The sequence below is a fragment of the Sodalis sp. RH14 genome (genome assembly GCF_047324285.1).
Lineage (GTDB): Bacteria > Pseudomonadota > Gammaproteobacteria > Enterobacterales > Enterobacteriaceae > Acerihabitans.
Window position 1 is genome coordinate 5,703,844 of the sequence record NZ_CP178739.1, and the last position, 20,240, is coordinate 5,724,083.

A 20,240-nucleotide genomic window follows, 5' to 3' on the forward strand; every position below is an offset into this window, starting at 1 on the left:
AACCGATAAATACCCCGGCCCATTCCGGGCCGGGGATATTATTATCACGATTTAAAAATCGACGTTGACCCCCACTTGGAACGAGCGTCCCGGCTCGACGGCCAGCGCCTGGTTGGCGAAATCCTGCCGGGTGACATTGGTTAACTGGCGGCTGCTCAGATAATCCCAGTATTTGCGATCGGTCAGGTTATAAATGCCGCCGCTGAGTTTGACGTTTTTCGCCACCTGCCAATAGGCGGTAAGATCCACCAGGCCGTAACCGGGAATACGCATATAGTCCGTGGTGGCGTCGGTTAATGCGCCACCGCTATTGGTATAGCTTTGGCGGTTGGTGGCGGTGGCCTTTTTCCCCTTCTGGAATGTCGAGGTAATGGCGGTGCCGTAGCGCCGGCCCGGATCGTCCCAGGCCAGTCCCACAATGGCTTTCATCGGCGCGACGCTGTCTAAATCGACATAGTCGTCGCCCATATAGCTGGATTTGGACTTGCCCTTATTATAACCGAACGCGACGGTGGCGCTTAAGCCATTGACCGATTCAAACCAGGTGCCGAAATTAAATTTGCTGCTGAATTCTCCGCCGTAGATATAGGCTTTGTCGCGGTTCTCAGCTTTATAAGCGACAAAAATATTACCCGGAACGCGGGTAAATTCCCCCGGATTGGCGCTACGGGTATAGCGGGTATTGGCAATAAAGTTTTTATAGGTGTTGTAGAACAGCGCACCGTTAAAGGTCACGCCGGGAGTAATATCGCCTTTCAGGCCCCATTCAAAGTTATTACTGGTCTCTGTTTTCAGATCGCTATTGCCAATCAGGGCATATTGCTGGCTGCCGGCATAGCTCGAGCCGAGATTCCACGACCCATATAACTGGCTGGCGTCGGGGAATTGCGCGCCGCGTTTATATTGCAGGTAGGTGGTCATGGCCGGGGTGAGATCGTACAGGAAACTCAGGGACGGCAGTATCTGGGTATCGCTGTTGGTCTTGCCGTACAGGGATTCCACTTCGCCCGGAGTGAGCACCGCGCTGCCCGAGGCCAGGCTGGACAGGTTGGTGGGTTTACTGTTCTGGTAGACCGCCCGCGCCCCGGGCACAATGGCAAAGCCGTGCCCGGCCAGGTCAAGGCTGATGCGGTCCTGAACAAAACCGCCCAGGGTGTAGGTGCGGCTGTCGGCCTCGGGCTGCATAATGGCGGTATAGATGCTCGGGGCCGGGAATTGCGCGAACGGCCGCTCTGTTTCTGATTGACGCGCATTAAGGCCGGCGCTCAGCGCATGAATGCCGACGGTTTTCAGCCAACGGCTATCAAAGCCCCAGGTATCGACATTGTAATCCGACTGCACCCGCTCGCGCGTGGCGGCGGTCAGCGGCATGTCGGTGTTGTCGTGGGCCTCGGCGTTCTGGTAATAGAGCTGCGTATCCAGCTGGTCTACCCAGCCCAGGTCAATCGGCGTCCAGCGATCCTTCACGCTCAGGCTCCAGCGGCGGGTATCGCTTTGCTGCCGGGACGTGCCGATCACGCTGCTGCCCGCGCTGTTCCAGGTATCAAAGTGGGTATGGTTGGTCTTATCGTAATATTCCGCCGTCCCGGTGAACTGATGCTCTTCGTTGGGTTGCCAGATGCCGCTGGTCATGATGGCGGTGGAATGCCAGTTGGCCGGGAAGGCGTCGGCGCTGTCGCTATTGGTCCGCGTCTCCTGTCCGTCCCGACGGCTTATCACCACCAAGCCCCGCAGCTCCTCATCGCCCGCCGCGGCGGTAATGCCGTTGTGCCAGGCGCGGTTGGCCGAATCATAATCGCTTTGATAACCAAAATAGGTGTTCTTTTTATAGCTCAGGTAATCGTCAGGCGACTTGGGCAGGAAGGATACCGCGCCGCCGATGGCGGTGTTGGCGCGTGCGATGGGGGTGGCGCCGGAGGCGATATCCACCTGGCCGTACATATAGGGGTCGATATAGTCGCGGCCGATGCCGAAGGTTCCCAGGCCGGCGCGGCTGGCGTAGGCGCGGCCGGTGGCGTTGGGCAAGGGGATGCCGTCCACGTCGATGGCGACGCGGTTGCTTTCCAGTCCGCGGATGTTATAGCCGGTATAACCGCTGCGATCGAAGCCGCTTTTACCCGACGACGAACCGGCGCTTGAACCGGTGGCGCTGATTAACGGCTGGTAGCGCATGATGGTGCCGAAATCATTGCCGCCGTGGCGTTGCATATCCTCCGCGCTGATGCGCGTAGCGGTGCCGGCCTGTTTCACCAGGCGGGGCGCATTGACCTTCATGACATCCTCAACGGCGGCCGGTTCTTTTGCCGGCTGCCCCTTGGCGTCATTATCCGAAGCGGCCGGCGGCACTTTGTTTTCCACGGCGCTTGCATGCCAGGCCGGCAAGGTAAATAGCATCGCCGAAATAAGGGCGTTAAAAGGCCTGTTTCGCCTTTTTTCAGTGAACATAATAGAGCCTCAAAGCGGTCAAATTATAAGTTAATGCTCAACCATTGCCGGAGTATTAGTAAGGGAATAGCTATCCCAATTATTATTATTGCTAAAACGCGCTGCATTTAATGACGTAAAAACCCTACGGAAATAAGCAGTATTAGTCTGGCTACCCGTTATAAAAGTCAGGTTTTTGCTTTCCTATTCGCTGACGATAACATTATTTTAATTACGGTTATCTGACGGCTTCAGGCGTTGACGCTTGCTGGCGTGGTGTTATATCCCTAATAAAAAGTGGTGAGCCGAAGGCATATTCACAATTGATAACGATAATCTTTACGATAACAGAAATCATTATCATCTTTATACATTTTTAAGTTATATTTGCAACAGTTTCACTGCGAATGATTTACACGCCCGTTAAGCAGGCCCATTCGCAGCCGTATCCCGCTAACATCCGCTTTCGCCGGCACAAAAAGGAACCCTGAATGAACCAGCGTTATCAGCATTACCTTGAGCTAAAACAGCAGCATCCGAAAAAATATGCCCGGGAATTGGCGCAGTTGCTGAATATCAGCGAAGCGGAGCTGGCCTGGGCCAGGGTCGGGCATGACGCGCGGCGCCTGGACGGCGATATGCCGGCGCTATTGCAGGCGCTGGCCGCCGTGGGCGAGACAAAATCCATTACCCGTAATGAATATGCGGTACATGAACAGATCGGCCATTACGACAACCTGCGTCTCGGCGAGCACGGCGGCCTGGTGTTAAACCCGCGGGCATTGGATCTGCGCCTGTTCGTCGGCCAGTGGAACTGCGCCTTTGCACTTATCGAACCGGGTCCGCGCGGCGAGCGCCAAAGCCTGCAGATTTTTGATCATCAGGGCGACGCGGTATTGAAAATCTATGCCACGGAGCAAACCGATCGCCATGCCTGGGAACAGCTTGTCGCGCGTTTCGCCAGTGAAGATAATGCGGCGCTGGCGCTGGCGGCGGCGGATAAACCGGCGCACAACGACAGTCCGGATAACCGGCGCATCGAACTGGACTGGCGCGCCATGACCGATGTGCATCAGTTTTTCCCCTTGCTTAAACGCCACAACATTACCCGGCAGCAGGCGTTTCGCGCGGTGGGCGACGACCTGGCCATACGTGTGGATAACCGGGCGCTGAGCCGGGTATTGCAAGCGGCGCTTGCGGATGCCAACGAAATCATGGTGTTTGTTGGTAACCGCGGCTGCGTGCAGATATTTACCGGCGCCATAGAGAAAGTGGTGCCGATGGAAAAGTGGATCAATATCTTTAACCGCCGGTTTACGCTGCATCTGGTGGAAGACGCCATTGCCGAAACCTGGGTAACGCGCAAACCGACCCGGGACGGCATGGTCACCAGCCTGGAACTGTTTGCCGCCGACGGCACGCAAATCGCCCAATTGTTCGGTCAGCGCAGCGAAGGGCAACCCGAGCAGACCGCCTGGCGCGGACAAATGGCCCTGCTGACGCAAAAAGGCCTACCGGCATGAAAAAATGGCTTATCGTATTGCTGGCCCTGCCGATGGCGGCGCTGGCGCAAACGCGGGTGGTCAGCATCGGCGGCGATGTAACGGAAATCATCTATGCCCTCGGCGCGGGCGACCAACTGGTGGCGCGCGACAGCACCAGCCAGCATCCCGCCGCGGCCGTCGCCTTGCCCGACGTGGGTTATATGCGCATGCTCAACGCCGAGGGCATCCTGGCCATGCACCCCGGGATGGTATTGGCCAGCGATCAGGCCAAACCGTCGGTGGCGCTGCAACAGGTAGCCGATAACGGCGTCACGGTGGTTACGGTGCCCGGTACGCCCGATATCGCCGTCATCGACAGTAAAATCGCCCGCATCGCCTCGGCGCTGGGCCGGCAAACGCAGGGCGAGACGCTGCGCGCGGATATCCGCCGCCAGATGGCGGCCATCCCCGCCACGCCGCTGCCGGTAAAAGTCCTGTTTATTTTCAACCATAGCGGCATGACCACCATGGCCGCCGGCCAGGAAACGGCGGCCGATGCGGCCATTCGCGCCGCCGGCCTGCAAAATGCCATGCAGGGATTTAAACATTACCAGCCGCTGTCGCAGGAAGGCGTCATCGGCAGCGCGCCGGATCTGGTGCTGATTACCACCGACGGGGTAAAAACCCTGGGCGGCGAGGAGAAGGTCTGGGCGCTGCCGGGGCTGGCATTGACGCCGGCGGGCAAGGCGCGACGGCTGCTGGTGCTGGACGATATGGCGCTGCTGGGGTTCGGCCTTGAAACGCCGGCGGCCATTGCCCGCCTGCGCCAGACCGCTGAAACGCTGCCATGATGCGCCAAGCCCGGCCGGGACGGTTTTTACTGTTGCTGGCACTGGTGCTGCTGGCCATGGCGGCGCTGGCGGTAAATGTCGGCGCGATGCATTTGTCGCTGGTTAGCCTCTGGCGCCGGCCTTTTGACGCGGCGCTCTGGCATATCTGGTGGCATATCCGGCTGCCGCGCATCCTGCTGGCGGTGATCATCGGCGCGGCGCTGGCGCTGTCCGGCGGCGTGATGCAGGGGCTATTCCGCAATCCGCTGGCCGACCCTGGCCTGCTGGGCATCAGCAGCGGCGCGGCGCTGGCGGTGGCCCTGTCGGTGGTCCTGTCCGTGACGCTGCCGCCGCTGCTGGCGCTTTATTCTCCCATGCTGGCGGCTTTTATCGGCAGCCTGGCGGTGACGCTTATTATTTTTTCCCTCGGACGTCCCGGTCATCGCTCTTTGTCGCGCCTGCTGCTGCTGGGCATTGCCATTAACACCCTGTGCGGCGCTGCCATCGGCGTCTTGTCCTGGATAAGCGACGACCGGCAGCTGCGGCAGTTGTCGTTATGGGGCATGGGCAGCCTGGGGCAGGCGCAATGGCCGACGGTACTGGCCTGCGCCTCCCTGGTGCTGCCCGCCGCCCTGCTGGTGCAGCGTCAGGCGGCGCGGTTAAATCTGCTGCAACTGGGCGACGAGGAAGCTCATTATCTTGGCGTGGACGTGAAACGCACCCAGCGGCTGTTGCTGATGCTCAGCGCGCTGCTGGTGGCGGCGTCGGTGGCGGTCAGCGGCATTATCGGCTTTATCGGCCTGGTGATCCCGCATCTGGTGCGCATGTGCCTGGGGGCCGACCATCGCTGGCTGTTGCCGGGCGCCACCCTGGCCGGCGCCGCCCTGCTGCTGCTGGCCGATACCCTCGCCCGCACGGCGGTGGCGCCGGCGGAAATGCCGGTGGGATTGCTCACCAGCCTGCTGGGCGGCCCCTGGTTTTTGTGGCTTATCCTGCGCCGGCGCGGAGGCGAAAATGAATAAGGGCTTAACCGCCGAAGGCGTGGGCTATCGCATATCCAACCGGACGTTATTAGAGGATATCTCGTTATCGCTGGCCCCCGGCGAGCTGGTTGCGCTGATAGGCCCCAACGGCGCCGGAAAATCCACCCTGCTGCGCCTGTTGACCGGTTACCTGACGCCAAGCGTTGGGGAATGCCGCCTGCTGGGCCGCCCCCTGCGCCGATGGCCGGCGCAGGAACTGGCACGGCAGCGGGCGGTCATGCGCCAGCAAAGCAGTCTCTCCTTTCCGTTTACCGTGGCCGAAGTGGTGGCCATGGGCCGCGCGCCCTGGCAAACGCAGCCAAACCGCGACCGCGTGGCGGAAATCATGGCGTTTACCGGCTGCGATGCCCTGGCGGGGCGCGATTTCCGTCGTCTGTCCGGCGGCGAGCAGCAGCGGGTGCAGCTGGCCCGCACCTTGGCGCAGCTGTGGCAGGACGACGGCCCGGCCGGCTGGCTGTTTCTGGATGAACCCACCTCCGCGCTGGACTTATATCATCAGCAGCATATCCTGCGCCTGCTGCGCCGGCTTACGCAGACCGGCCGCCTGACGGTCTGCTGCGTACTGCACGATCTGAACCTGGCGGCGCTGTGGTCCGATCGGATTTTGCTGTTGCATGAAGGCAGGCTGGCGGCAAGCGGCGCGCCGGGCGATGTCCTGACCGAAGCGCGGCTAACGCGGTGGTATCAGGCGGATCTGGTGGTGCGGCCCCATGCGGAGTATGGGGTGCCGCAGGTTTCGCTGAAACGGTAAATAAGAACGCTCTGGCATCTGTGACCAGTCATGACTCGCGCACAGATGCTGCGCCCTGTCCTCTACGATATTTTCTCCTGCAAACGCTGCGTTATGAAAGCTGTGGCGACCAGCCGCGATGCCGGAGCGTTAGTCTGGACATCATAGCCGTCGCCTATCGTCAGCCCTGGCGGGTACCGCCCACCACCAGGTTATCCACCTTAAGCGTCGGCTGTCCCACGCATACCGGCACGTTTTGCCCCGCCTTGCCGCACACGGCGGTGCCACGATCCAGCGCCAGGTCGTTGCCGACCATGCTGATTTGTTGCAGGGTTTCCGGGCCATTGCCGGTCAGGGTGGCGCCTTTGACCGGCGCGGTGATTTTGCCATCCTCAATCAGGTACGCCAGGGCGGTCTGGAAACTGTATTGCCCGCTGACGATATCCACCTGCCCGCTGCCCAAGTCAGCCAGATATAATCCGCGTTTGACCGAGGCGATAATCTCACCTGGATCATATTGCCCGCTGCGCATAAAGGTATTGGTCATGCGCGGCATCGGCAAATGCGCATAGGACTGGCGCCGGCCGTTGCCGGTGGGCGGCAGCTTCATCAGGCGCGCGCTCAGGCTGTCGTGCATATAGCCTTGTAAGACGCCATCCTCGATAAGGGACGTGCACTGTGTCGGCTGTCCCTCGTCGTCCACATTCAGCGACCCGCGTCGTCCCGCCACCGTGCCGTCGTCGACGATATTGACCCCCGGCTGCGCTACCCGTTCGCCGATGCGCCCGGAATAAACCGAGGTGCCCAATCGGTTAAAATCGCCCTCAAAGCCGTGCCCCATGGCTTCATGCAGCAACATACCGGGCCAGCCGGCTGCTATCACCACCGGCATGCTGCCGGATGGTGCCGCTACCGCCTCCAGGTTAATCAATGCCTTTTCAACCATAGCGCGCAATGAGACCTGCAGCGCGACGTCATTGAACATGCCGAAATCCCCGCGCCCGCCCATGCCGGTACCGGCCGATTCCTTATTGCCGCGCTGCTCGACCACCACGCCGACATGCAATACCAGCATCGGCCTGATATCCGCCGCCTGATGGAAATCATGACGCAGAATATAATTGACCGAATGGGTTAATTCCAGGCTGGCGGTAACCTGGACGACCCGCGGATCGAGAGCCCTGGTCATGCGGTTAATTTTTTGCAGCAAGCCGATTTTCTGCGCCGCGTCGCACGCCAGCAGCGGGTCATCGTCGATAAAACGCAGCCGTGCCGGGGGGTAAGCCGCAGGCGCTGGCAAAGAGAGCCGGCCCGGCACCGCGATACTTTTTACCGAGCGGGCGGCCTCTTGCAAATACTTAAGATCAATATGCTGAGAATAAGCGAACGCGGTCTGGTCATGTTCGACCGCACGCAGGCCGAAGCCCTGGTCGACGTCAAAAGAGCCGAAATTCACCACGCCGTTCTCCATGGCCCAGCTTTCACGTCTCAGACTCTGTACAAAAAGATCGGCGTAATCCACCCGGTGCGACAGCACCTGATCCATCACCTCCTGTAGTTGCCCATCGGATATGCCATGCGATTCCAGCAACTGCTGTTTAGCCGGCGCCAGATGGGAGGTGGCTAGTGTTTCAATCATGATAAAACTCCTTTGGCTTAGCGTCCTGCCACCTGCAGGCTGTTGATTAACACGGAACCGCTGGTAAAGGCGCCCTGGGTGAAATTATCGGTGCCGACAGCGGCAATATCGCGGAATATATCCGCCAGGTTGCCCGCCACGGTCACTCCATCGACGGCATGGCGTATTTCACCGCCCTCGACCCAAAAGCCACGCAGGCTGCGGGAGTAATCACCGGTTATCAAACGCGCTCCGCCGCCGCTAAATCCGGTAATCAGAAGACCTGTATGCAGTTTTTTCACCATGGCGGCAAAGTCATCGCCAGGCTGGGTCAGGCTGCTGCGCAGCGTCAAATTGCCCGGTCCCCAACCGTTGCCGGTGGGCGTCATTCCGAGGCGCCGCGCCGCATAGGCCGACAGAAAAAAGCCTGTAAGGTGTCCGTCGTCCACCACCCGCCGCACCGCACCGCCGATACCGTCGCTATCGAACGCCCGGCTGGCGAGCCCCTGCGGGATAAAGGGATTTTCCTCAACGGTGATATGCCCGCTAAAGATCGCCTGGCCAAGCCGTCCGGCGAGAAAACTGTTACGGCGATACAACGCCGCGCCGCCGGCGGCCTGCACCAAATGATCAAGCAGCGTGAGGGCGCAAAGGGGATCGAACAACACCGGACAGCGTCGACTACCGGCCAGCGGCGCGCTATCCAGGGCGGCCAGCGCACCGCTCGCGGCCCGGCGCCCAATAGCTTCCGGCGTCATCATCGTCGAAGCAAGATGGGAATGGGAATTACAGAAATCCAGTTGGCTGTGGCCCTGATTTTTGGCCAGCGCCTTGGCGCTCATCACATGGTCGGTTTGCCGCTGGCCCTGGGCGAAACCACGGCTGTTCATCAAAAACCAATGGGACTGACCGGAACGTACCCAAACACCGTCACTCATCGCGCCCTTGCCCGCTGATGAAATACCGGACTCGATACGATGAGCCAGCGCTTGCGCGCCGGGCTCGTCCAGACCCCAGGGATGCCATAAATCGAGCTGTCGCGGCTCCCGACACAACAACGGCTCCGGTGGCAGGCCGGTAAATTCATCCTCGCCGGTATAACCGGCGATACGACATGCCGCCTGCACCGTTTCGCGCAGGCGCGCGGGTGAAAAATCGGTGGAGCTGGTAGTGCCCTGATGCTGTCCGCGATAGACGGTGAGCGACATGCTGGACTGCGCATCGCGGGTGCGCGCCCGCAGCCGGCCCTGGCGCATTTCAATCAGCAAGCCGTTGCTTTCGGAAAATATCACCTGCGCATCGGATGCGCCTTCCCGGACAGCCTGCGCTATGACGTTATCGGCCAGTTCAGCCAATTGCTGCTGGCTGTGCGCAAAAGTATTCGGCATGGATGCCTCCTGGTCAAAGGTCATGGTTTAAAAGTCCGGCGCTTCGGCCAGCAGCCGGTTCAACGCCCGCTGGATCTTGGTGTTTATCGGTTCGCTGAGCTGGTTGTAATTTTGATGAAAGGTATTTTCTTTGGCGATAAACGCCGGATTTTGCGCCAGCCACTCCGCTCTTAACAGAGTGATTTCCTCCTGGCTAAGCTTGCCGGCCGGGGACAAACGCTCTTTTTCGGTAAACCAGGCGAAACGTATATCGGGCGTGGCGCGATCATCGTCGCTCCACCCTGCTAGGATCTGCAATTGCTGGAACTGGGCCCAGCTTACGCCAAGGGCTACGTTGCCCCATTTTTCGTCATCGGCGGCGGCGGGCAACGGCGAGAGGTGCTGCAAAAGCGTGGCGATGATTTTTTCCAGCTGGCGTTCCGGCTGCTGGTAATCATGCAGCAGCAGGTCCGCCTGCTCCTTGATGGCCGACCAGTCGCCCGGTGCCGTCTCCCCTCCCGCAAGCCGCCCGGCGCTCAATGTCAGCCAGCGCATGAGCAGTTGCCCCAGCCTAGGATCGCGCAGGTAATCAGCCCATGGCGCCGATTCCTCACTCAGCCACCAGTGCATAAATCGCTGCGGCACCAGCCGGTAATCCTTGCCTGGGCGTAACGCGGCGAACAAACCGCCGATCTGCTCCGGGGTCAGGTAGCCGCAGCGGTCCAGCAGCCTACCCAGAGCAATCGGTAACCCGGTAATACGTTCAAAGGCAACGCTATCCGGCTGATGAATCATGGCCGCCATAGTAGTGCCTTTGCCGTCAAGCCAAAAGCTCCCAGGGGCAACAGTAATATCCCCGGCCTTAGCATGTCCGAGGGTGCGTTGCGCGATAAAACCATGCAAGCCCTCATCGCCGTAAAAACTGCTCCACTCCAGCGCCTCCGTCTGACGTACCGGCGGTTGCGAAACGACGTCCACCTCATGAGCCGCCAGCCAGGCATTCAACTGGCCCAGGGATTGGGCACCCACCTGGCGTACCGGTTCCGCCTCGCCTCTGAACAGCAACAGGGTGGGAATGCCGCGCACGCCATAGCGCTCCATGATGGCCGGGTATTTTTCCACATCAATCTTGGCGACCAGTAGCTTGCCTTCGGTATTATTGGCCAGCTTATCGATAACGGGCGCCATGGCGCGGCAAGGTACGCACCAGGGCGCCCAGAGATCCACCAGCACCGGCAGTCGCGCGCCCGCCAGGTAATTATCAAAATTGCTATCGGTTAACTCGTTGGGTTTGAGCGACATACAGGTTCCTATAAAATGTTAGCGACCCTGATCGGGTGTCAGGGTTAAAATATGCTGGTGGAAGTGTTCCAGCTCTTTGCGATGGGCCACGCTGATAATGGTGCTGCCGGGCAATTGATCGATCAGCGCCTGGTATAAACGCCGCTCCGTTTCCGGGTCCAGGGCGCTGGTCGCCTCGTCAAGGAAGAGAACCTCCGGGCGATGCAGCAGTACCCGCGCCATGGCCAGCCGCTGCTGCTCGCCGCCGGACAACACTTGCTGCCAGCGGTCGGACTGGGTAAGCGAATCGGCCCGTTCCGCCAGGCAACAGTCCGTCAGCGCCTGGCGGTACTGCCGATCGGTAAAGGCCTCCGGCTCATCGGGATAGGCCAGCGCGCTTTTTAATGTACCCACCGGGATATAGCTCTTTTGCGGTATAAATAGACTACGCGCCGTATCCGGCCGGATGATACTGCCTTCCCCAAAAGGCCATAACCCCGCGCAGGCCCGCAGCAAGGTGCTTTTGCCGCTGCCGGACTGCCCGCGAATCACCCAGCGTTCGCCGGCCTCGACCTGCCAGCGCGCCACTTGGCATAACGCCGCGCCGTCCGGACGCCGCAGGGTTAACGCCTCGCAGCAAAGCGCTGTGCCCTGGCGCATTAGCTGAATGCCATGGGGCTGGTCGCGGGCTTTGTTTAACGCCCACAGCATATCCCGCAGCCGGTTGGCCAGCGCTATCCAGTTAGTAAAGGATTGATAAGCCTGCGGGAAAAAGGCCAGGGTGCTCAATAGCGTACCGTAAGCCATGGTGATCTGGGTCAGGCCGCCGAGGGTAATTTTTCCCGACAGCAGTAAGGGCAGCGCCAGCAGGGTGGGCAGCGGGGAAAATATCTGGGAGAAAATGCTCTGGAAGAAATTCAGCTTAAAGGTTTTACGCATCATCAATAGGGTATTATTCCGTACCCGTATAAAACGGGACAGTAATCTTTCCCCCTCGCGCTCGCCGCCGCCAAAAAAAGCGATTTGTTCGGCGTTTTCCCGCACCTGCATGCCGAGAAAACGAAAATCGGCTTCTACGGTTTGTTTATTCATATTCACGCCGATCAGCACCTTACCCAGCCAGTGGGCCAGGGCGAGATGGGCAAATGAATAAAGGTACACGGCAAACACCATATAGCCGGGGATAGACCAGGTCCTGCCGCCAAGAGGAAACGACAACGTGCCGGACAGTCCCCAAAGCATAATAGTGAAAGTGACGACGCTGACCACGACGTTGATAATATTGGTGGACAGGTTAATCGTCACATCGGTAAAGAGATTGATATCCTCGGCGATACGCTGATCGCCGTTGCTGATTAAATTGTCGCGCTCCAGTTGGTAATACGCTGGATGACGGGTCCAGCGTTCTACAAAGCGGGTGGTCATCCAGGTACGCCAGCGCAGCGTCAAGTAATTAATCGCCAACACACTGACCAGCGGCAATAATACCGTTACAGTGCCAATGGCCAGGCTTCTTACCATCGTAGCGCTGATGAGGCTCCAATTCAGCGCCACCAATGCGTCGGTTAACTGCCCCTGCAGTTTATTTAAAGCCACAAACGCATAGGTGGTGGTGAAATTAATGGTCAGGATGACGGCAATTAAAAATATGGCCAGCCACTTTTCCGGCGATACCCAGAAAGGACGGATTAATTGCCATATCCCCGGTCGATTACCATCATTGGGTATTTCTTTTGTAAACTTTTGAGCCGTCATAATGTCCATTGCTTAAAACGAATAGGTCACCGATAACCTGGCGGTACGGCCTGGCTTGACGCCGATATACGTTGGTGTGGTCGAGTAATAATACAGATCGCGGTCAAAGATATTTTTCACGCCCAGGGTGACGGTATATTTCGGCTGATGGTAAAAAATAGAGGCGTCGGTCTGGGCCCAGCCACCCATTTTGAAGTAATTACCCGTATAGCCGTTGACCGTGTTGCTGGCCGCCTCTACGCCTACGCCGGCGCCCAGGCCTTGCAAACTCCCCTGCTGTAGTTCGTAGGTAGTCCAGAGGCTACCGGAGTGTTTGGGCTGTGCGGTAACCTTGGTTTTATAGCCGGTAAGATCGGTGGTATCCGGATCCTTAGGCTGGGCAAAGGTGTAGCTGGTGGTGATATTCCATCCCGGTAAAATCTGGCCGTTTAAATCAAAATCGAAGCCTTTGGTTTCCCGCCCCTGCGCGCCGACCGCGTCGCCGGCGATATTGTAGACCACCACATTGTCCTGCACGATATGGAATACCGCTGTGGTAATGGTCAGGTTATCGTCCAGCAGGTTAAATTTAAACCCAGCCTCCTTGGATTTACCGGTCGACGGCGCCAACGGTTTACCGGTAAGGGTATTGATCGTGCCGACGGTTTCGAAGCTATTAAGCAGGTTGGCATAGACCGTCACTTCCGGCGTGATATCATAGCTGATGCCATAGCTGGGTATCCATTTGGTCTCATCTGAAAACGAGGTCACATGACGGGTGGCGGAGTAATTCGCCGTGCTTTGCATCGTCCATTCAGCCCGCTTAGCGGAAAGCTGGAGATGCAATTTTTTCCAGAAATCGATCTGGTCTTGCAATATCAGCCCCCTTTGATCCTGGGTGTTTTTATAGGATTTAAAGGTGGGGTCGGGGATATCGGGAAACGACAGGCTGTCGGGATCGTTGTAGTTGGCGGTGGTGAAAATCCTGCCGTCAGATAAATCCCAGCTGGTGGTTTTTGAATGCTGATAGTCGTAGCCGACCAAGATATTATGGGTTAACGGGCCCATATCAATCTTGCCGCGAATATCGTTTTGCAGGCTTAATGAATTTAAATCCTGCTTATTGCCCAGCTCATGAGTGACCAACGAGCCGTTGGGGTACGCCACGTAAGTCTCATGAATGCGATAATTAAGGGTATTATCAAGATAGGTGGCTTTACTGTTAAAAGACCAGTTGTCGCTTAAATTCTGGTTGAATTCATAATAGGCGGTTTTCGCATTGCCCGCAAAATGATTATCTTTATCCCCCAGACGATATTCCGGCAGGCGCTGAATACGGCCGTTGTTATACAGGGTCGCCGCAGGTCCTGAGGTTCTGCCGGTACTGAATTCCGCGCCTACTTTAAATTTGGTTTTATCCGTTACCCAGGCCAGCACCGGCGCAACATAATCGGCGCGCTTGCCGTTAAAATCAGGAAAGCTGTTATCTGCCCGCATAGTGGAAGCGTTAAAACGGTATTGAAAGGTTTTGTCATCGTTTATCGGGCCGCCGAGATCGATGGCGGTTTTCACTTCGCCATACTTGGCGACCTCGAATTTTAGCGTATGCAGCGGATCGGCCGTGGGGGCTTTACGCACTATGTTGACCGAACCGGCGGGAGAACTGTTGCCCGCCAGCACCGCCTGTGGCCCTTTCAGTACCTCGACACGCTCGATACCGTCGATATTGGAATAGCCGGTGGCGCTGCCGTTCATGGTGCTGTTGGGGTTGGAAACGCCGTCCGTAGAGCCGGAGGTGACGTTAAATCCACGAATATTTATCGAATTAATACCGCGATTACCGCCCTGCATCGTGACGCCGCCGGCGTTGCGCAACGCATCCTCCACCGAGACCGCCTGGCGGTCTTCGATCAGTTTGCGGCTGACCACCTGCACCGACTGCGCGGTATCCTGCAATGATAAATTAGTGCGGGTGGCGGAACTGGACATTGACGGATTATAGACCGTGGCGTCTTCGCTTTGCTCGGCGCCGCCGCTGACGGTAATAGTCGGCAGCGTCTGGCCGCTGTCCTGCGCCGCCTGTAAATCCGACGAGGCGGTGAGCGGCTTGGCCGTGGTGACGGCATCAATGGTCAGGGTGCCGTTGGCAGTGGTGGTGACAGACAGCGGCGTACCCTGCAACTGTTGTAAAATGACCTGTTCCAGGGTATAGCGGCCGTCAACGGGTTTAGCCTGGTAAGGGGCCACCAGTTTAGGATCAAATGAGATGGTCTGTTGGCTTTGCCGCGCTATGGTTAATAGCCCTTGCTCCAGGGAACCCGCCGGTACTGAATAATGAGCTAAAGCCGCCGGCGCGGCATAAGCCGTTTGCGGCAATATCAGCGCCATACCCGCCACGGCAAATGTTAAATCAATCGCCAACGCCAGCCGGCCTGGGGTAAAACGAGTTTTCCTTGCGCGTTGCAGTACTGCATTCATTGTTACGGCTCCCGGAGAAAAGGCAAAGGTTAAGCGACGCCAGTTTGGTAGGGGTCTGCGTTTCATCTCAGTGGGTATGTGCAATGAGGGAAAAAATGTGTCACCGGGTTATATTTATTTTTTTGCGACTTATCGGGATTTTTAACTTAATTTATTAATTACATTACTGTTTTTATTTTAACGGATAAAGTTGTTGCGCGTAGACTTTCGGTTAACGCTCAAAAGCTGAGGGTAAAATGGCTTCTGCGGTACTGAATTGGTGCAAAAAAACGTGCATTGATCGACAACAGTGCACGTTTGTTTTCGTTTGTTGTACAAAACGGCTTGCAGTTACGGCCTTATAACAAAAGCGGCCTTAGTTAATAAAAAAATATACTTATACTCTATGGATATAACCTAGATGTAAAAATTATTGGCTCGCTTATTGCTGGCCAGGCTTGAATGCTCATTCCACTCCCCCCGCGCTGACACGCAACGCAGGAAAGAGCGGCAAAACTGAGGATTGGCCGTAACGGTCCTTATTTGAAAGCCTGAGAAAGGTATTTACGTTAGATTTAGCAAGACGGACAAGACGATGCCTGGCGAATTTACCAACCGTTCAGATGTATTAACGTTTATTTTTCGCAGTGATTACCGTTGGCTCACTGACAAATTAAGACGGCGTATCAGCCATGGCACCGGCGCGGAGGATATTGCGTCCGAGGCGTTTGTACGGCTGGCGGCAATTCCTGAACTGCTCAATATCCGCGAGCCGCGGGCCATGCTCACCACGCTCGCCCAGCGGGTGTTGTATGAAAACTGGCGGCGCCGCGACCTGGAGCAGGCCTATCTGAAAGCGTTAGCGGGCAACCCGCAGCTCTGTCATCCTTCGCCGGAAGAACAGGAACTGGTAATTGAGTCTTTACTGGCCATTGACCGGGCGCTGGACGGTTTATCCATTAATGCCCGCAAGGCGTTCTTGTTTAATCAGCTTGACGGCATGACCTATGCGGAAATAGCACAAGAGCTGGGCGTCTCCACCAGTATGGTGCGCAAGTATGTGGCGAAAGCGCTCACCAGCTGTTATCTGATAACCGCTGGCCAACATGAATAACCGGTTGAACAACGCATGATAAAATTAACCCAGCATCCCGACGCCGCCGCCCAGCACGCCATTGAATGGATGGTGCTGCTGCGTTCCGGCGAAGCCACGGAGGAGGATTTCAGGGAATATGAACGCTGGCGTTATGCCGATGCCAGCCATGACGCTGCCTGCGCCAAAATTGAAACCACCCTGGGTAAAATCCAGTTCCTGACGCACGCCATGCCGCCGGAAAACGTGCGCCAGACTCTGCTGGCGCCTTCCAGCCGGCGTAAATTCCTGCAAAACGCGCTGGGCGTGGCCGCTATTGCCATGGTCGGCGGGACGGTGGTAAACCAAAAATACCCTTTGCCCTATCTGTTGACCGATGTGCATACCGACACCGGCCAACGGCGGCGTATTGAGCTCGATGACGGCAGCACCCTGGATTTGAACGCCCGCACGGCGCTGAATATTTCCCTCAGCGAGACCGTGCGCAGCGTTGAGTTACGCACCGGCGGCATTATTGCCCGCGTGGTGGGCGACGGCAATCGCCCGTTTAGCGTCAATACCGCCATGGGACAAATCCTGGCCGGGGAGGGACTTTTTCACGTACGCCAGGAATCCGGGGGTATTCATCTGGCGGTGCTGGAGTCGGTGGTAAAGGTGACGAACCGGCGTGGCGGCAGCCAACAAGTCGGGGCCGGCCACGGCCTGTGGTTTAATCAGCATACGTTGATGCCGGTGGGCATTTCCCCTTACGCGGAAATAGCCTGGACCCAGGGCAGGCTGGAAGTGAGGGATACGCCGTTAAGCTCGGTGATCGCTGCGCTGAAAAATTACAGCCCGGCGGTTATCCGCCTGGATCCGGCGATAGCCAATCTGCGCGTCAGCGGCAACTTCCCGCTGGACGATGTACCCTATGCGCTCGACGCCTTGGCTCAGACCATGCCGATTGCCATTACCCGCACCACCGGCTATTGGATCCGCATCACCGCGGCCGACGCATGATTTTTTTCAATTCTGCGCTTTTTTTTGCCAACGCCGGTGTCACTTTTTATTCCTCGTTGCACATAGAAAATAAGTCTTCCAGAGATTGCTGGTAATACATATTTGCGGGCAGTCAGGATTTATCACGAGGTAGGGGTGAAAGCACAGCACCGGATGTTGAAAGATAAAATCGAAGTGCCTGCACTGACGGCGACGGCGACGGCGACGCTGTTGTCCGCGCTCGCCTCGGCGCCGAAAAAAAATTATCAGCCTAAATTAACCATTGCCGCCGTGGTGCTGGCGCATTTGGCGCTGATTGCCGTGGCGATTACCCATACCACGCAATATCGACCGCTGGACATCATCAATCCCGCCGAGCAGACCAGCGTCGAGGTGACCATGGTCGAAGCGCCGCAGCCCGAGGCGCCGCCGGTGCCCCAGGTTACTGAAACGCCGCCGGTGCTGACCGCGGATAACGGCGAACGCGACGTGGCGCAAACCGAGGCGGCTCCGGTTGTGGCTGCGCCGGAAATCAAGCCGGAAACACCGCCGCCGCCAAAACCGCAGCTCAAGCCGAAACCCAAAATCATCGTAAAACCCAAGCCTGAGCCGGTGATATCTCGTTCGCAAGCACAGGCAAAGCCGTCACCGCTACAAAATGCCAAGGTCGCCGACCAGGCGGCCCTGCCGGCGACCTCTCAGGGTGAAATGCTGAAAAGCGTGCCCAATGCCGTGCCGAAGACGGTTTCCACCGTCGGCTGCCAGGTACCGGCGCCAGACTATCCGCGCAAGGCAAAACGGCTGCAGGAGGAAGGCGAGGTACTGATCCGGCTGGTGATCAACGCCAACGGCACCCTGGGCCGCAGCGACGTTGCGCGCAGCAGCGGTTATGACGACCTGGATCAGGCGGCAATGGCGGCAGTATCCCGGATACGCTGCAACCCCTATGTGGAAAACGGCCAGGCGATCGCTGTTATGACGGTGCAGCCCATTACGTTTAAATTAACCCGCTAGCTCTCACGGGCGGCGCATGAATATTACCGATAGCCTTTTTTGATAATCGAGGTAGCAAAATGAATGAGTTTGGCATTGAGCACGTTTGGCAGCAGGGCGACATAATCACCCGCGCGGTGGCCCTGGTGCTGCTGGTCATGTCCGTAATGTCCTGGTCGGTGATTGTGATTAAATGCATCCAGGGAGCGGGACTGCGTAAAATCGCCCAGCGCACTAAAAACCGGTTTTGGAGCGAAAAGAATTTACCGTCCGCCATTGATTCATTGGGCGACGGCGGCAACAATCCGTTTCGCGAACTGGCGATCGCCGGCCATGCCGCGATGTCTCACCAATACAATGTAGAGACCAGTATCAGTAATAATCTGGATATTAGCGACTGGCTGGCGCGCGGCCTGAAAAACAGTATCGACGACAGCAGCGCGCGTCTGCAAGCGGGCCTTGGCATCCTTGCCTCCATCGGCAGCACCGCGCCGTTTGTCGGGCTATTAGGTACCGTCTGGGGCATCTATCATGCGCTGCAGTCCATCAGCCTGGCGGATCAGCCGGATCTGGCCCACGTCGCCGGCCCGGTGGGCGAAGCGTTGATCATGACGGCGTTCGGCCTGTTCGTCGCTATTCCGGCGGTGCTGGGATTCAACACCATCAGCCGGCGCAACCGCGGCCTGCAGCATGCCATCGCCCGCTTCGCCCACGATCTGCATGCCTACTATCTCACCGGCTCGCGTATTACCACCGGCGATGTCACCGAACTGCGGGCCGGCGACGCCACGGCCGGTAATCGTGTCCAGCCGTTTCGCGCCGGTCAGTCGATGTAAAGGCAAGTGAGAGGAGTAAAAATGAGCATATCCGGTAATTCACAATTCGAGATAGACGAAGAGCCCCTGGTCAACGATATTAATATGACGCCGTTTATCGATGTCATGCTGGTGCTACTGATTGTATTTATGATCACCCTGCCGGTGATCAATCACTCGGTAAAGGTAAATCTGCCCAAAGCCAATGCCAGCGTGGTGGATAAAGACGTTAAATCCGTTGATATCTCGGTCATGGCCGACGGCAGTATCGCCTGGGATAAGCAGGCGGTGGATGACGCTACCTTTAAATCCCGGCTGGAAGAGACCGCAAAACTGCCGCAACTTCCCCACCTGCGCATTTACGCCGATAAAGCGTCGGAATATGGCCGCGTCTCATTTATCATGACCAGCGCACAGAGCGTCGGTCTGACCAAGTTTGATTTTATCGTCGATAAACACGGTGCCTGAGCTCGCCGCCGTCAGCTTTGCGCCAACCCCATCCGCTGCGGGAAGTAGATCGACGGCGCATGACCCAGTTCGCGTCTGAACATGGTGGCGAACGCGGCGCTGCTTTCGTAACCGAGATCGAAGGCGATGGCGGTGACCGGTTCGCCGTCGGCGAGCCGGGCCAGCGCCAGTACGACACATGCCCTGCGGCGCCATTGCGCGCAAGCCATGCCGGTTTGCTGGCGGAAAAAACGCCTGAAGGTGCTGATGCTCATAAAAAACCGCGCCGCCCATTCTTCCGACGGCTGGTGTATGGTCGGGTGATCAAGGAACTGCCGGCACAGCGCCAGCAGGCGCGCGTCCTCCGGCAAGGGAATATCAAACGGTACGCCGGGCATTAGCGCCAGCTCATGCAGCAACAGGTTAATCAACTGTCCGTCGCGCCCCGCCGGATCATACAGCGGCGTTACGGCCACCGCCTCGATAAGCAGCTGGCGCAGCAAGGGGGATACCGTGACGATACGGCAACGGTCTATGGCAAACAGCGGCCGGACCGATTCCGGTTCGATATACAGGCTGCGGGTGGAAACCCCCTCGAAACGTACGCTGTGCTCCATCTCCGGCGGCACCCAGACCGCATGCTGCGGGGGCACGATCCAACTGCCGGTACGGGTGCGGACATGCATCACGCCCGACGCGCCGTACAGCAGCTGCGCGCGCCGGTGCCGGTGGGCGGGCAGGAAAAACCCCCGCGGATAATCAGTGCCGATGGCGACGACCGGACGCGCCACATGATCGACATCGTTTATGGCAATATTGTACATTCACCGCCCGGCATGACGTGAAATGACCGAATCTCGATGATAGTTGATTGGTAATATCAAGTAAACGCCGCCACGGACGCCTATTATCCCCCTGCCCCGTATAAACCCGCCCGGAATAACCC

Annotated in this window: 16 protein-coding genes; 9 read left to right on the top strand and 7 right to left on the bottom strand. The window is 57.9% G+C overall.

Annotated elements, in window-relative coordinates; genetic code table 11:
• Nucleotides 1–51: 51 nt before the first annotated feature.
• Entirely contained in the window at nt 52–2,445 is a 2,394-nt protein-coding gene (locus tag ACL2XQ_RS25930) for a TonB-dependent receptor domain-containing protein (RefSeq protein ID WP_413739852.1), read from the bottom strand.
• 470 nt (nt 2,446–2,915) lie between these two features.
• Here ACL2XQ_RS25930 and ACL2XQ_RS25935 point away from each other — a divergent pair, with 470 nt between their 5' ends.
• The 4 genes from ACL2XQ_RS25935 to ACL2XQ_RS25950 are packed head-to-tail and all read left to right on the top strand — an operon-like array spanning nt 2,916 to nt 6,532.
• Nucleotides 2,916–3,947 carry a hemin-degrading factor gene (locus ACL2XQ_RS25935; protein WP_413739853.1) on the top strand — a complete coding sequence of 344 codons (1,032 nt, stop codon included), beginning with the start codon at nt 2,916–2,918 and terminating at the stop codon, nt 3,945–3,947.
• Nucleotides 3,944–4,759: a hemin ABC transporter substrate-binding protein gene (locus ACL2XQ_RS25940; protein ID WP_410012901.1), complete on the top strand. Its 816-nt coding sequence runs from the start codon at nt 3,944–3,946 to the stop codon at nt 4,757–4,759. The genes ACL2XQ_RS25935 and ACL2XQ_RS25940 overlap by 4 nt, the downstream gene beginning before the upstream one ends.
• Complete coding sequence (locus tag ACL2XQ_RS25945; protein WP_410016678.1) at nt 4,759–5,760, top strand: FecCD family ABC transporter permease; 1,002 nt, start codon at nt 4,759–4,761, stop codon at nt 5,758–5,760. Before ACL2XQ_RS25940 ends, ACL2XQ_RS25945 begins: the two co-directional genes overlap by 1 nt.
• Complete coding sequence (locus ACL2XQ_RS25950; RefSeq protein WP_413727464.1) at nt 5,753–6,532, top strand: heme ABC transporter ATP-binding protein; 780 nt, start codon at nt 5,753–5,755, stop codon at nt 6,530–6,532. Before ACL2XQ_RS25945 ends, ACL2XQ_RS25950 begins: the two co-directional genes overlap by 8 nt.
• A 160-nt stretch (nt 6,533–6,692) precedes the next feature.
• Here ACL2XQ_RS25950 and tldD read toward each other — a convergent pair whose 3' ends face one another.
• Genes tldD through ACL2XQ_RS25975 form a run of 5 tightly spaced genes read right to left on the bottom strand, consistent with a single transcriptional unit; the run spans nt 6,693 to nt 14,989 of the window.
• On the bottom strand, nt 6,693–8,150 hold the full coding sequence (gene tldD / locus ACL2XQ_RS25955) for a metalloprotease TldD (protein WP_413721734.1): 1,458 nt from the start codon (nt 8,148–8,150) through the stop codon (nt 6,693–6,695).
• Nucleotides 8,151–8,167: 17 nt separating this feature from the next.
• The gene (locus tag ACL2XQ_RS25960; protein ID WP_413729191.1) at nt 8,168–9,517 is read right to left on the bottom strand and encodes a TldD/PmbA family protein; all 1,350 of its coding nucleotides are present in this window, start codon (nt 9,515–9,517) and stop codon (nt 8,168–8,170) included.
• 27 nt (nt 9,518–9,544) lie between these two features.
• On the bottom strand, nt 9,545–10,798 hold the full coding sequence (locus ACL2XQ_RS25965; protein ID WP_413729190.1) for a thioredoxin family protein: 1,254 nt from the start codon (nt 10,796–10,798) through the stop codon (nt 9,545–9,547).
• A gap of 18 nt (nt 10,799–10,816) precedes the next feature.
• Nucleotides 10,817–12,532: an ABC transporter ATP-binding protein/permease gene (locus ACL2XQ_RS25970; protein ID WP_413729189.1), complete on the bottom strand. Its 1,716-nt coding sequence runs from the start codon at nt 12,530–12,532 to the stop codon at nt 10,817–10,819.
• 12 nt (nt 12,533–12,544) lie between these two features.
• Nucleotides 12,545–14,989 carry a TonB-dependent siderophore receptor gene (locus ACL2XQ_RS25975; protein ID WP_410012895.1) on the bottom strand — a complete coding sequence of 815 codons (2,445 nt, stop codon included), beginning with the start codon at nt 14,987–14,989 and terminating at the stop codon, nt 12,545–12,547.
• Between the two features lie 574 nt (nt 14,990–15,563).
• Between ACL2XQ_RS25975 and ACL2XQ_RS25980 the strand changes: the two genes are divergently transcribed.
• From ACL2XQ_RS25980 to ACL2XQ_RS26000, 5 genes are all read left to right on the top strand, one after another.
• Nucleotides 15,564–16,082, top strand: a complete 519-nt coding sequence (locus ACL2XQ_RS25980) for a sigma-70 family RNA polymerase sigma factor (RefSeq protein ID WP_410012894.1) — start codon at nt 15,564–15,566, stop codon at nt 16,080–16,082.
• Nucleotides 16,083–16,100: 18 nt separating this feature from the next.
• Complete coding sequence (locus ACL2XQ_RS25985) at nt 16,101–17,060, top strand: FecR family protein (RefSeq protein WP_410016677.1); 960 nt, start codon at nt 16,101–16,103, stop codon at nt 17,058–17,060.
• 135 nt (nt 17,061–17,195) lie between these two features.
• Nucleotides 17,196–18,053, top strand: coding sequence for a TonB family protein (locus tag ACL2XQ_RS25990; protein ID WP_413739854.1), 858 nt, complete (start codon nt 17,196–17,198; stop codon nt 18,051–18,053).
• 59 nt (nt 18,054–18,112) lie between these two features.
• On the top strand, nt 18,113–18,868 hold the full coding sequence (locus ACL2XQ_RS25995) for a MotA/TolQ/ExbB proton channel family protein (protein ID WP_413721739.1): 756 nt from the start codon (nt 18,113–18,115) through the stop codon (nt 18,866–18,868).
• A 21-nt stretch (nt 18,869–18,889) separates the two neighbouring features.
• Nucleotides 18,890–19,315, top strand: coding sequence for an ExbD/TolR family protein (locus ACL2XQ_RS26000; protein WP_413727459.1), 426 nt, complete (start codon nt 18,890–18,892; stop codon nt 19,313–19,315).
• 11 nt (nt 19,316–19,326) lie between these two features.
• Here ACL2XQ_RS26000 and ACL2XQ_RS26005 read toward each other — a convergent pair whose 3' ends face one another.
• The gene (locus tag ACL2XQ_RS26005; RefSeq protein WP_413739855.1) at nt 19,327–20,118 is read right to left on the bottom strand and encodes an AraC family transcriptional regulator; all 792 of its coding nucleotides are present in this window, start codon (nt 20,116–20,118) and stop codon (nt 19,327–19,329) included.
• Nucleotides 20,119–20,240: the final 122 nt, after the last annotated feature.